This is a genomic window from Rubrivivax soli, assembly GCF_049810355.1.
Lineage (GTDB): Bacteria > Pseudomonadota > Gammaproteobacteria > Burkholderiales > Burkholderiaceae_C > Rubrivivax.
In genome coordinates, this window is the sequence record NZ_CP187368.1 from 2,967,703 (window position 1) to 2,980,103 (window position 12,401).

Here is a 12,401-nt window from a genome sequence, read left to right on the forward strand (position 1 = left end):
AGACCGCGCTGCAAGCCGCCGCGTGAACGCGTATCGTCGCCGCACGATGATGCCGTTTGCCTGCTGGATCTGTGTCGCTGCGCTGCTGGCGCCGCCCGCCTTCGCCGCGCCGGCGCTGAGCGAGGCCGTGCAGGGCGAGCTCGACCGCGCCGTGGTCGCCTACGAGTCGGGTCGCCATGCCGAGGCCCGCACGGCCTTCGAGGCGCTGGCGCTGCGGGGCGTGCCGGCGGCGCAATACAACCTCGCGGTGATGCACCTGCGCGACGAACTGCCGCAGGCCGACCGCGGGCTGGCGCGGCGGCTGCTCACGCGGGCGGCCGAAGGCGGCTTCGTCACCGCGCAGTTCATGCTGGCGCAGGCGCTGGAGAACGGCGAGTTCGGCGCCCGCGACCTGGCGCTCGCGCACCGCTGGTACGAAGTGGCGGCCACCGGCGGCAGCGTCGACGCGCAGGTGGCGATGGGCACCGGCCACTACCTGGGCCGCGGGCTGAAGAAGGACCTGGCGCAAGCCGCGCACTGGTTCCGCGAAGCCGCCAAGGGTGGCGACGTCGGCGCGCAGTACCTGCTGGCCTCGATGTACGAGCAGGGCGACGGCGTCGAGCGCGACCTCCGCCTGGCGCGCTACTGGTATGCGATCGCCGCCAGCAACGGCGACGAGGCGGCACCGGCCAAGCTGCGGCAGCTGGACACGCCGCCAGCCCCCGCGCGCTGACCGGCTGGCGGTCTGGTCAGAGCACCACCTTCACCATCGGGTGGCTGCTCAGCGCGCTGTACAGCGCATCGAGCTGCGCGCGGCTGGTGGCCGTGACGGTGAGCGTCAGACCCAGGTAGTTGCCGCCCTTGCTGGGCCGGCGCTCGACACGCCCGGCATGGAAGCCGGGGTCGAACTGCAGCGCCACCGCCACCACGGCCTCCTCGAAGCCTTCGACCGCGGTGCCCATCACCTTGATGGGGAAGTCGCTCGGGTAGGTGATCAGGCTCTGTTCGGGCGGGATGTCCACGGCGTGCCTCGCGTCCAGTCGTGTCAGATCGTCATCGTGCGCTTGGCCTGCTGGTAGGCCTCGTACAGCCGCGCGTACACCGGGCCCGGCTTGCCGCGCAGCGCACCGTGGCCGACGAGCTCGCCGTCGATGCGCGTGACCGGCAGCACTTCCTTGGTGGCCGAACTCAGCAGCACCTCGTCGGCAGCACGCACGTCGGCCTCGGAGATCGGGCGCAGGTTGTAGGCCAGTCCGCACTCCTCGCACAGCTCGCGGAAGAGCTCGACACGGATGCCCTCCAGCACGTGCTCGCTCTTGGGCGGGCCCAGCAGCGCGCCTTCGTGCGCGATCCACACGTTGCAGGCTGCGGCCTCGGTGAGCCAGCCGTCGCGGAACATGATGGTCTCGACCGCGCCGTGGTCGGCCGAGATCTGGCGCGCCATCACGTTGCCCAGCAGGCTGATGCTCTTGATGTCGCCACGTTCCCAGCGGAAGTCGCGCGCGCTGACGCAGGCCACGCCGGCATGGCGCTGCTCGGGCGTGGCGGGCTTCATGGGGCTGGCCATCATGAAGACCGTGGGCGTCAGCCCCGGCGGCATCACATGGTCGCGCGGGGCGACGCCGCGCGTGATCTGGATGTAGACCAGCTGTTCCTCGCTGCCCTTCTGCTCGTGCAGCGCAGCGACCAGCTGCCGGCACATGGCCAGCCACTGCTCGCGCGTGTGCGGGTTGGCGATGCGCACCTTCGCGAGGCTGCGTTCCAGGCGCGCCATGTGCTCGCCGAAGCGGAACAGCCGCTGCTTGTAGACGGGCACGACCTCGTAGATGCCGTCGCCGAAGATGAAGCCGCGGTCGAGCACCGAGACCTTGGCCTGGTCGACACGCGAGATCTCGCCGTTCAGGATGCAGAGCGTGTCGGGCAGCGCGGTGACCATGTGGGCCTCTTCTGGTGAGCCTGCGAAGGAAGCGGGCAAGGTTACTTGATCCACAGCCGGATGGCGTCCCAGGCGCGGCCGAAGATGCCCGCCAGGGGCACCGGTTCCTGCACCACCAGCGGCACGCTGGCGATGGGTGCGCCGCCGGCCGTCGTGACCTTCAGCGTGCCCACGCGCTGGCCCTGCGTCAGCGGCGCCACCAGCGGGTCAGTGCGTTCGATCGTGGTCTTGAACTTGTCGCCCTCGCCCTTGGGCACGGTGACGAAGATGGCCCCCGGCGCGCCCAGCTTCGCTTCGGGCTGGGCGCCCTTCCACACCGGCACCGTGGCCACCGGCTTGCCGGCCTCGAACAGGCGCACTGCGTCCCAGGCCGCCCAGCCCCAGTTCAGCAGCTTCTGGCTCTCGGACGCACGCGCCTCGCGCGACGACGTGCCCATCACCACGCTGAGCAGGCGGCGCTTGCCGTTGGGCATGTCGCGCACGGCGCTGGACACCAGGCAGTAGCCGGCGGCTTCGGTGTAGCCGGTCTTCATGCCGTCGATGCTGGGGTCGCGGCCCAGCAGCATGTTGCGGTTGTCCTGCTTGATCTTGTTGTACGTGTAGTTGCGCAGCGAGTAGATCGGATAGAAGGTCGGGTGCTCCTGGATGATCTTCGCCGCGATGAAGGCCATGTCGCGCGCGCTGCTGTGGTGGCCGGGCTCGGTCAGGCCCTCGACGTTCTTGAACTGCGTGTTCTTCAGTCCCCAGGCCGCGGCCTGCGCGTTCATGGCCGCGACGAAGGTCTCGACGCTGCCCGACACCGCCTCGGCCAGCGCGATGCTGGCGTCGTTGCCGCTCTGCACGATCATGCCGCGCAGCAGTTCCTCGACCTTGGGCGTCATCGTGGTGTCGATGAACATCAGCGAGCCGCCCAGCTTGCGCTGGTCCCAGGCGCGCTTGCTCACGCTGATGGGCTGGTCGAGCGCGAGCTTCTTGTCGCGGATGGCGTTGAACACCAGGTAGGCCGTCATCAGCTTGGTCAGCGAGGCCGGCTCGGCGGGACTGTCGGCATCGCGCTCGGCCAGCACCTGGTTGCTGGCCAGGTCGACCAGGATGTACTGGCGCGCGGCGATCTCCGGCGGCTGCGGCGTCTGTGCCTGGGCCAGGGACGGGACGGCAGCCAGCAGGGCCGCCAGGACGAGTGCGAGGAAGGAGGTCATCAGGGATCCTGCCGGTGCCAGGCACCGACGATGAGTTGCTTGAGCAGCGGCAGTTGCCCGTGGAAGAAATGGCCCGCGCCGGGAATCACGGTCACCGGCACGGCCTGTGGCCGCGCCCAGTCGAGCACCGCGGCCAGCGGCACGACATCGTCGGCTTCGCCGTGCACCACCAGGGTCTGCTGTGACACCGGCGCGGCCGGGAAGTTCACCACCGCGGGCGCGATCAGCACCAGGCGCTCGACGCCTTCGGTGCGCGCCGCGGCCTGCGTGGCGACGTAGCCGCCGAACGAGAAGCCGCCCAGCACCAGCGGCAGCGCGGGGTCGCGGTGCGCGGCGATGACGGCCAGCGCGTCGTCGACCTCGCCGCGGCCCGCGTCCCAGGTGCCGGCCGAGGCACCGATGCCGCGGAAGTTGAAGCGCACCGCGCGCCAGCCCAGCTGCACGAAGGCACGTGCCAGCGTCTGCACGACCTTGTTGTCCATCGTGCCGCCGTGCAGCGGGTGCGGGTGGCACAGCACGGCGACCCCGCGCGCGCCGGCCTCGGGGCCGTCGATGGCCGTCTCGATCGCGCCCGCCGGGCCGGCGGACACCAGCCGTCGGGTGCCGGTGTTCATCGGCCCACGGACGGCGGCAGGACCAGGCGGTCGACCACGCGGCCCTGCTGCAGATGCACGTCGACGATCTCGTCGATGTCGGAGTGGTCGACGAAGGTGTACCAGGTCTCGTCGGGGTAGACCACCGCCACCGGGCCGCCGGCGCAGCGGTCCAGGCACCCGGCCTTGTTCACGCGCACGCCACCCACACCAGCCAGCCCCGCCGCCTTCACGCGCGCCTTGCAGTGGTCGAAGGCGGCCTGCGCGTCGTGCTGGGCGCAGCTGGCCTCGCCGTTCTTGCGCTCGTTGAGGCAGAAGAAGATGTGGTGCTTGTAGTAGCTCATGGCCGCGATTGTAGGCAGCGGGATGTCAGCGGCCGGTGTCGGGGTGGGCGCCCAGCCGCGTCAGCAGCCACAGCATCGCGGCGTAGGGCCAGAGCCAGCCGATCCACTGCGCCAGTCCATGGAAGCGCACGAAGCGGCCCTGTTCCCAGGCCTGCAGGCTGAGCGCGAAGTACGGGTCGGCCGGGGCCTCGGCCACCAGCATCACCAGGCCGGTCAGCACCATCAGCGCCAGCCCCGCCACCAGCCGCCGGCCCAGCGGCGCCAGCAGCACCGCGAGGCCGGTGGCCGCACCCAGCGCCGGCAGCGCCGCCGGCGTCATCCATGCGCCGGCGTGCTGCGGGCCGAAGTTCAGCAGCGTCGACAGCGTCATCGCCAGCACCGCCAGGCCGGTCGCACCCAGGGCCAGCACCACGCGCCGCCAGCCCGGCGCCACCACCGTGTAGGCCAGCAGCACCGGGCCGAGCAGGCCGAGCGTGGTGACGCCGGCCTCGGCCAGCGGCCACAGGCGCTGGCTGGGCTCGGGGGCGGCGGCCAGCAGCTGGTAGGCCGCGTCGGCCCAGGGCACGTCGTGCAGCAGGTCCGTCAGGGCCTCGCGCAGCCGCGCGCCCACCTGGCCCAGGCCCAGCGGCACCGGCGCCGGGAACAGCAGGCCCAGCGGCCACAGCGCCAGCAGCGCCAGCGCGCCGGCGCTGTGGCGCACGAACCAGCGCTCGCGCAGCGCGTGCCAGCCGTCGATGACACGCAGCCAGTGCAGCGCCATGCCCAGCAGCGCACCGCACGCGGCGCCGGCGCTGTTGAGCGCCCAGTCCTTCAGCGACGGATGGCGGCCCGGCAGGAAGTTCTGCGCGACCTCGGTGCCGTAGGACAGCAGCGCCGGCAGCACCACGGCCAGCAGCAGCGCCGGCAGCGTCGCCAGGCCGCTGCGGCGCGCCGCGATCAGCAGCAGCGCCCCCAGTGGCAGGTAGCCCAGCAGGTTGGACCAGGTGTCGAAGGGCACGACCCAGGGCCACCAGGCCAGGCGCAGCAGCGCATCCAGGCCCTGGCCCGGCGGCCAGCGCCAGCCCGTGAACGGGAACAGGCTGGCATACAGCACCAGCGCCGCGTACACCAGCGCCAGCGGCGTGGCCGAACTGCGATGGCGCGCCGGTGCCACCTCGCCCACCGCGCTAGAAGGGCTTCACGACCACCAGCACCACGGTCGCGGCGAACAGCAGCACCGTGACTTCATTGAAGACGCGGAACCACTTGTGGCTGCGCTTGTTCTGCAGATGCTCGAAGCTGCGCAGGATGGAGCGGCACATGTGGTGGTAGCCGATGGCCCCCACCACCAGCACCAGCTTGGCGTGCATCCAGCCGCTGCCCGGGCCGCGCCCGACGCCGTAGCCCAGCCACAGCACCAGCCCCAGCACCAGGGCCGGCAGCATCAGCAGCGTCGTGAAGCGGTAGAGCTTGCGGCCCATCAGCAGCAGGCGCTCGCGTTCGGCGTGGCTGTCGGCGGGCACCATCGCCAGGTTCACGAACAGGCGCGGCAGGTAGAACAGGCCGGCGAACCAGCTGGCCACGAAAACGATGTGGAACGCCTTGATCCAGAGATAACCCATCGGGTCATTATGGCCGGCACAAAAAAGAGGCCCCGGCGTTTGAGGCCGGGGCCGGCAAGCCTTGTCGCTGTCATCACGCCAAGGCACCTGCTCAGGGAGGAAAAGCAGGGAATGACAACCTTGCGGCTATCATTCAGAAACTACTTTAGCAGAGCGGTTTGTGGCGCGCCACCCGGATTTCCCGGGCTCCGCAGCCACCTCGCCGCAGCGTCGAGGACCCGATCGTGCGTACCCCCCCACCGTACCCGGCGAGCCGCCCGCGCCGCCTGCGCCGAGATGCCTACACCCGCGCCCTCGTGCGCGAGCACCGGCTGGCACCGGAAGACCTGATCCTCCCGGTGTTTCTCCTCGACGGCAAGGGTCTCGTGCAGGACGTGGCGAGCATGCCCGGCGTGCAGCGGCGCAGCCTCGACGGCCTGTTCGGCGTGGCCGAACAGAGTGTCGCGCTGGGCATCCCGGTGATGGCCTTGTTCCCGGTGATCGAGCCCGCGCTGAAGACGCCGGACGGCCGCGAAGCGACCAATCCCGACGGCCTCGTGCCGCGTGCCGTGCGCGAACTGAAGAAGCATTTTCCGCAATTGGGATTGCTCACCGATGTTGCACTGGACCCGTTCACCAGCCACGGCCAGGACGGCCTGCTCGACGACACCGGCTACATCCTGAACGACCCCACGGTGGCCGTCCTGCGCCAGCAGGCCCTGGTGCAGGCCGAGGCCGGCGTCGACATCGTGGCGCCCAGCGACATGATGGACGGCCGCATCGGCGCCATCCGCGGCCTGCTCGAGGAGCGCGGCATGATCCACACGCGCATCATGGCCTACAGCGCCAAGTACGCCAGCGCCTTCTACGGCCCCTTCCGCGACGCGGTGGGCTCGGCGGGCAACCTGGGCAAGGCCGACAAGAAGGTCTACCAGATGGACCCCGGCAACACCGACGAGGCCCTGCGCGAGGTGGCGCTGGACATCGCGGAAGGCGCCGACATGGTGATGGTCAAGCCCGGCATGCCGTACCTGGACATCGTGCGCCGCGTGAAGGACACCTTCCGCGTGCCGACCTTCGCCTACCAGGTGAGCGGCGAGTACGCGATGCTCAAGGCTGCGGCCCAGAACGGCTGGCTCGACCACGACGCCGTGATGATGGAAAGCCTGCTGGCCTTCAAGCGCGCCGGCGCCGACGGCGTGCTGACCTACTTTGCGCTCGACGCCGCCCGCAAGCTGCGCGAGCGCTGATGCGCATCTTCCACGTCGAACCCGGCGGCATCACCGAGCTGCAGGCGCTGCCCGAGACGCTGCCCGCCACCGGCTTCGTCTGGATCGGCAGCGCACGGCGCGTGTTCGAGGTGCAGAGCCCGGTGCTGCAGGCGCACCTGCAGCGCTGGGGCCTGAGCCCGCTGGTCGACCTGCACGTGTCCGACCTGCTGAACAACCAGCTGCCCAGCCACTTCGACTACACGAGCTGGTACGACCTGATGGTGTTCCGGCGGCTGGCCGCCAGCCCGGGCAGCGACCAGCTCTTCGTCGACGACGCCCACGGCACGCTGGCCACGGCGAAGAAGGCGCTCGACTCCATCGACACCAGCCCGGTGGGCTTCGCGGTCTATGACCGCGTGCTGATCACCGTGCACCCGACCGACTGCGCGGTGCGCGACCACTTCGCGCTGCGCCTGGCCGGTGCCGGCGCGCGCCAGCCCAGCAGCCCGGCCGACCTGATGCTGCGCATGGTCAACCACATGGTCGACAGCTACCTGGAGCTCCGCCGCCTGCTGACGCGCCAGCTGGCGTACCTGCAGCAGGAACTGCTCGACCCCAAGAGCCGCTTCGACGACTGGCAGTTCCTGCTCGACTCGCGGAACGCGCTGCACCTGCTGGAAGACACCTGCGAGGACCAGCGCAGCGCGGTGCAGGAGTGGATCGACGCACTCGACGAGTGGCCCGAGGAATCCGACGCGCACGCGCGGCGCGAACGCGAGCTGCTGCGGGTGCGCTCGCGCGACGTGCTCGAACACGTCGAGCGCGTGCTCTCGCACGTGCGGCGGCTGGAGCAGAGCGCCGAGACCGCGGTGCAGATGCACTTCAGCGCGTTGGGCCACCGCACCAACGACATCATGCGCACGCTCACCGTGCTGACGGCCATCTTCCTGCCGCTGAACCTGATCACCGGCTTCTTCGGCATGAACTTCGACGGCCTGCCGCTCATCCACAGCGGCACCGGGATCTGGCTGGCCGTGCTGCTGATGGCCGCCGTGGCCATCGGCCTGGGGCTCTTCTTCTGGCGCAAGCGCTACCTGGGCGGCACACGACGATGACGACGACGAGACGCCAGCTCTGGGTGCTGGTGCTGCTGACCCTGGTGTGGGGCCTGAACTGGCCGGTGATGAAGATCGGCGTCAGCGGCACGGCGGCGCAGCCGCTGGCGTTCCCGCCGCTGACCTTCCGCGCGCTCAGCATGCTGCTGGGCCTGCCGGTGCTGGCGGGCGCAATGCTGCTGCTGAAGATCCCGCTGCGGCTGCCGCGTGCGCACTGGGGCGAGACACTGCGGCTGACGCTGTCGAACCTGGTGGTCTGGCACATCATCGTCATCGTCGCGGTGCAGCACCTGAGCTCGGGCCGGGCCGCGATCCTCGGCTATTCGATGCCGATCTTCGCCGCGCTGTGGGGCGTGCTGCTGTTCGGCGACCGATTCACGCTGCGCCAGGGCATCGGCGTGCTGGCCTCGGGCGTGGGCATCCTGCTACTGCTGGCGCACGAGTTCGGCAAGCTCAGCGGCGCACCGCTGGCTGCCGGCGCGGTGCTGTTCGCGGCCTGCGTGTGGGCCTACGGCACGCACAAGCTGCGGCGCTCGACACTGCCGGTGCACGTGCTGACCATCGTGTTCTGGATGACCACCATCACCGCCGGCGTCGTCAGCGTGCTGGCGCTGCTGCTGGAGCCGGCGCGCTGGATCGCACCGCAGCCGCACGTGGGCTGGGCCATCGCCTACAACGCGATCGCGGTGTTCGGCTTCGCGCACGCGGCCTGGTTCTACCTGGCGCGCAGCATGCCGCCCGTGGCCAGCTCGATCAGCGTGATGATGATCCCGGTGCTGGGCACCTTCCTCGGCGCCTGGCTGCTGGACGAAGCCCTGCACTGGCAGGACTTCGCGGCGATGGTGCTGATGGTGGTGGCGATCGCCGCGGTGCTGCTCAAGCCCGCGGCGGGCGCTGCCGTGGCGACTTCCGCGGCGGCGGCGCCGCCGGCCGCCGGTACGGGTCGCTGAAGCCCAGGCCGCGCAGGATCTCGGTCTCGCGCGCCTCCATCGCGGCGGCCTCGTCGTCGGCCTCGTGGTCGTAGCCCTGCGCGTGCAGCGTGCCGTGCACCAGCAGGTGCGCGTAGTGCGCCTCGATCGTGATGCCCAGCGCCTGCGCTTCCTGCTCCAGCACCGGCGCGCACAGGATCAGGTCGGCCTCCACCACGGGCGCGTGCGCGTAGTCGAAGGTCAGCACGTTGGTGGCGTAGTCCTTGTGCCGGTAGTCGCGGTTCAGCGCCAGGCCTTCGTCGGCACCCACGATGCGCACGGTGATCTGCCCCGGCGCCTCGAGCGCGGCCCGCATCCACCGCTGCACGCGGTGGCGCGGCAGCGCGGCGCGGTGGCGCGCGTCGGCGAACTGCAGCGACAGCGTCAGCGGCGGCAGGGCCTGCCGTGTCATCGCGTGCGGCGCACACGCGCCCCGGTCGCATCGTCGGCGGCGGCACCGGCTCGGGCCTCGTAGGCCTCGACGATGCGCGCCACCAGCGGGTGGCGCACGACGTCGGCCGCCGTGAAGTCGGTGAACGCGATGCCCGGCACGCCGTCGAGCACGCGCCGTGCATCGACGAGGCCGCTGGGCATGCCCGAGGGCAGGTCGATCTGGCTCACGTCGCCGGTGACCACGCACTTGCTGCCGAAGCCGATGCGCGTGAGGAACATCTTCATCTGCTCGCGCGTGGTGTTCTGCGCCTCGTCGAGGATCACGAAGGCGTGGTTCAGCGTGCGTCCGCGCATGAAGGCCAGCGGCGCGATCTCGATCAGCCCGCGCTCGAAGGCCTTGGCGACACGGTCGAAGCCCATCAGGTCGTACAGCGCGTCGTACAGCGGGCGCAGGTAGGGGTCGACCTTCTGCGCCAGGTCGCCGGGCAGGAAGCCCAGGCGCTCGCCGGCCTCGACCGCCGGGCGCGTCAGCACGATGCGCTGCACGCCCTGGCGCTCGAGCGCGTCGACCGCGCAGGCCACCGCGAGAAAGGTCTTGCCGGTGCCGGCCGGGCCGACACCGAAGGTGATGTCGTGGCCCAGCATCTGGCGCAGGTACTGGCTCTGGTTCGGCGTGCGACCGCTGAGGTCGGCGTGGCGCGTGCGCAGCACCACGTCGCCCGGCGGCGTGGCGGCGGCGCCCGGGGCGGCGGGCGCGGGAGCGCCGGCCGACGCCAGCTCCAGCTGGAGCGTGCGTTCGCCGATGGGGGCCGCGGCGCGCACGTAGAGCGCGTCCAGCAGCGTGGCTGCGCGCTCGACCGCGTCGCGCGGGCCTTCGATGCGGAAGCTGGCGTCGCGCCGCGCCAGCGTCACGCCCAGGGCGGCCTCGATGCTGCGCAGATGGCCGTCGAGCGGACCGCACAGGTGGGCCAGGCGGCGGTTGTCGGGCGGCGAGAGGAGGTGGCGGCGAATCAAGCGGCGGGCGTGCAAGGGTCCACGGGGCCTGCATTGTCGCAGCGGTGGCAGCGCACTGCCATGCCGCAGAATCCGTGGCCCATGCCGACCGCACCCCGCCTGCCTGCACCGCGACCACGCTGCCCGGGCGCACTGCGGCACCTGCCGTGGTTGCCCATGCTGCCGGTCCTGCTGACGCTGCTGGCGCTGTGGCTCGCCGGCCCCCGGCCGGCCGCGGCCCAGGCGCTGCACATCGACCGCGCGCAGGTCGCCGAGGGCGCGCTGCCTGCCAACGCCCACCCCGACGCCAACCCGTTCGCCGCCGGCGCCGTCTCGCGCACGGTCGACCTGCCCGACACCTGGGCGCGCACGCGCCCGGCGAGCGCCGGCCCGGTCTGGTACCGCGTGCAGTTCGACACCCCGCCCGCGGCCGCCGGCGACGACCTGCTGGCGCTGTACGTGGCGCAGGTCTGCACCAACCTGGAAGTGCTGCTGAACGGCCAGCGCGTGCACAGCGGCGGCCGCATGGCGCCGCCGCTCACCAACAACTGCAACCACCCGCAGCTCGTGACGCTGCCGACGGCGCTGCTCGCGCCGGGCACCAACACGCTGGACCTGCGCGTCGTCGGCCACCCGCTGGCCGAGCTGGGATCGCGCGCACGCGCCGGGGGCCTGTCGGCGCTGACCATCGGGCCGCAGTCGCAGCTGCTGCGCCGCCACGCGCTGCGCCACGCCCTGCAGGTGACGCTGCCGCAGGCGCTGGGGGCCACGCTGCTGCTGACCGGCGGCTACATGTTCGTGCTGGGCTTCATGCACCGCCGCGAGAGCCACCTGGCCTACTTCGGCGCGCTGTCGGTGGGCTGGGCGCTGATCGACGCACGGCTGTGGCTGCGCACGCTGCCGATGACGCACACGGTGGTCGAATTCCTGCAGGTCGCGATGCTCGCCTTCCTGACGCTGGCCGCAGTGCAGTTCCTGCTGCGCAGCGCCGGCCGGCGCGTGCAGCTGGTGGACCGCCTGCTGCCGCTGCAATGCGCGCTGATGCCGCTGACGCTGGTGCTGGCCGGGCCGGCCCGGCTGCACATGATGGCCGGCGTGTGGTCGGTGCTGCTCGGGCTGCAGGTGGCCGCCGCTGCGGCCGTGCACCTGCGCACGCAACAGCGCCAGCGGCCCGGGAAGGCGTGGCCGATGGCGCTGCTGCTGGGCACGCTGGCGCTGGCCGGGCTGGTGGAGTTCCTGGCGCAGCAGCAGGGCCTGCGGCCGCTGGCCGCGCACGTGGCGCAGCTGGTGCCGCCGCTGCTGCTGGTGGGCCTCGGCCTGCGCCTGGTGCAGCAGCACGGCCGCGCGCTGCAGGAGGCCGAGCTGGGCAAGGCCCATCTGGAGCAGCGCGTGCGCGAGGCCACGGCCGAGATCGAACGCAACTTCCGGCAGCTGTCGGAACTGCGCGTGGAGCAGATCACCGAGCGCGAGCGCAAGCGCATCGCGGCCGACCTGCACGACGACCTCGGCGCCAAGCTGCTGACCATCGTGCATACCAGCGAATCCGAGCGCATCTCCACGCTGGCGCGCGAGGCGCTCGAGGAGATGCGGCTGTCGGTGCGCGGCCTCACCGGCCGGCCGGTGCGACTGGCAGACGCGCTGGGCGACTGGCGTGCCGAGGTCGTGAACCGGCTCGCGCAGGCCGGCATCGAAGGCGAGTGGTCGGCCCCCGACGAGCTGCCGCAGACGCTGTCGGCGCGCGCCTTCGTGCAGACCACGCGCATCCTGCGCGAGGCCACCAGCAACATCATCAAGCACAGCGGCGCCTCGCACTGCTCGGTGACCTGCCGCGTCGCCGACGGCGACTTCCAGGTCATCGTGCAGGACAACGGCGACGGCATCCCGCTCGAACTCGACGGCCGCCTCGACCGCGGCCACGGCATGGCCAGCATGAAGCACCGCGCCAAGCAGTTGCAGGGCCAGTGCCTGGTGGAGTCGGGCCCCGGCTACGGGACCGTGATACGTCTCACGGTTCCGCTCGATCGTGCGCTGGCTGCCGCCCCACAGACTTGAAGGCAGCCGCTACCATGAACGCCTGCCCTTTTCAAGCC

General features: G+C 71.4%; 14 protein-coding genes. 5 read left to right on the plus strand and 9 right to left on the minus strand.

Annotation, left to right across the window (positions count from 1 at the left end; genetic code table 11):
* Positions 1 to 22 precede the first annotated feature (22 nt).
* Positions 23 to 712, plus strand: coding sequence for a tetratricopeptide repeat protein (locus ACPOLB_RS13425; RefSeq protein WP_425256500.1), 690 nt, complete (start codon positions 23 to 25; stop codon positions 710 to 712).
* A 16-nt stretch (positions 713 to 728) separates the two neighbouring features.
* Here the strand turns inward: ACPOLB_RS13425 and ACPOLB_RS13430 are convergent, their stop codons facing one another.
* The 7 genes from ACPOLB_RS13430 to ACPOLB_RS13460 are packed head-to-tail and all read right to left on the minus strand — an operon-like array spanning position 729 to position 5,652.
* A complete protein-coding gene (locus ACPOLB_RS13430; RefSeq protein WP_425256501.1) occupies positions 729 to 1,001 on the minus strand; it encodes a DUF493 family protein in 273 nt (90 codons plus the stop codon).
* 23 nt (positions 1,002 to 1,024) lie between these two features.
* On the minus strand, positions 1,025 to 1,915 hold the full coding sequence (locus ACPOLB_RS13435; protein ID WP_425256502.1) for a D-amino acid aminotransferase: 891 nt from the start codon (positions 1,913 to 1,915) through the stop codon (positions 1,025 to 1,027).
* 41 nt (positions 1,916 to 1,956) lie between these two features.
* The gene (locus tag ACPOLB_RS13440; protein WP_425256503.1) at positions 1,957 to 3,114 is read right to left on the minus strand and encodes a D-alanyl-D-alanine carboxypeptidase family protein; all 1,158 of its coding nucleotides are present in this window, start codon (positions 3,112 to 3,114) and stop codon (positions 1,957 to 1,959) included.
* On the minus strand, positions 3,114 to 3,728 hold the full coding sequence (locus ACPOLB_RS13445; RefSeq protein ID WP_425256504.1) for an alpha/beta hydrolase: 615 nt from the start codon (positions 3,726 to 3,728) through the stop codon (positions 3,114 to 3,116). The genes ACPOLB_RS13440 and ACPOLB_RS13445 overlap by 1 nt, the downstream gene beginning before the upstream one ends.
* Complete coding sequence (locus ACPOLB_RS13450; RefSeq protein ID WP_425256505.1) at positions 3,725 to 4,051, minus strand: (2Fe-2S) ferredoxin domain-containing protein; 327 nt, start codon at positions 4,049 to 4,051, stop codon at positions 3,725 to 3,727. Before ACPOLB_RS13450 ends, ACPOLB_RS13445 begins: the two co-directional genes overlap by 4 nt.
* Positions 4,052 to 4,076: 25 nt before the next feature.
* Positions 4,077 to 5,213: a VanZ family protein gene (locus ACPOLB_RS13455; protein ID WP_425256506.1), complete on the minus strand. Its 1,137-nt coding sequence runs from the start codon at positions 5,211 to 5,213 to the stop codon at positions 4,077 to 4,079.
* A 4-nt stretch (positions 5,214 to 5,217) separates the two neighbouring features.
* Positions 5,218 to 5,652 carry a CopD family protein gene (locus ACPOLB_RS13460; RefSeq protein WP_425256507.1) on the minus strand — a complete coding sequence of 145 codons (435 nt, stop codon included), beginning with the start codon at positions 5,650 to 5,652 and terminating at the stop codon, positions 5,218 to 5,220.
* Between the two features lie 224 nt (positions 5,653 to 5,876).
* On the opposite strand from ACPOLB_RS13460, the gene hemB reads away from it, so the two are divergent.
* From hemB to ACPOLB_RS13475, 3 genes are read left to right on the plus strand one after another with little or no spacing between them, the layout of a single operon-like run.
* The gene (hemB, locus tag ACPOLB_RS13465; RefSeq protein WP_425256508.1) at positions 5,877 to 6,881 is read left to right on the plus strand and encodes a porphobilinogen synthase; all 1,005 of its coding nucleotides are present in this window, start codon (positions 5,877 to 5,879) and stop codon (positions 6,879 to 6,881) included.
* On the plus strand, positions 6,881 to 7,957 hold the full coding sequence (locus tag ACPOLB_RS13470; protein WP_425256509.1) for a magnesium transporter CorA family protein: 1,077 nt from the start codon (positions 6,881 to 6,883) through the stop codon (positions 7,955 to 7,957). The genes hemB and ACPOLB_RS13470 overlap by 1 nt, the downstream gene beginning before the upstream one ends.
* Entirely contained in the window at positions 7,954 to 8,907 is a 954-nt protein-coding gene (locus ACPOLB_RS13475) for a DMT family transporter (protein WP_425256510.1), read from the plus strand. The genes ACPOLB_RS13470 and ACPOLB_RS13475 overlap by 4 nt, the downstream gene beginning before the upstream one ends.
* On the opposite strand, the gene ybeY is transcribed toward ACPOLB_RS13475, so the two are convergent.
* The gene (gene ybeY, locus ACPOLB_RS13480; RefSeq protein ID WP_425256511.1) at positions 8,834 to 9,337 is read right to left on the minus strand and encodes an rRNA maturation RNase YbeY; all 504 of its coding nucleotides are present in this window, start codon (positions 9,335 to 9,337) and stop codon (positions 8,834 to 8,836) included. The two genes, ACPOLB_RS13475 and ybeY, sit on opposite strands and share 74 nt — an antisense overlap.
* Positions 9,334 to 10,332 carry a PhoH family protein gene (locus tag ACPOLB_RS13485; RefSeq protein WP_425256512.1) on the minus strand — a complete coding sequence of 333 codons (999 nt, stop codon included), beginning with the start codon at positions 10,330 to 10,332 and terminating at the stop codon, positions 9,334 to 9,336. The genes ybeY and ACPOLB_RS13485 overlap by 4 nt, the downstream gene beginning before the upstream one ends.
* Positions 10,333 to 10,488: 156 nt before the next feature.
* On the opposite strand from ACPOLB_RS13485, the gene ACPOLB_RS13490 reads away from it, so the two are divergent.
* Positions 10,489 to 12,363 (plus strand): sensor histidine kinase, encoded by a 1,875-nt coding sequence (locus ACPOLB_RS13490; RefSeq protein WP_425256513.1) that lies wholly within the window; start codon positions 10,489 to 10,491, stop codon positions 12,361 to 12,363.
* Positions 12,364 to 12,401 lie beyond the last annotated feature (38 nt).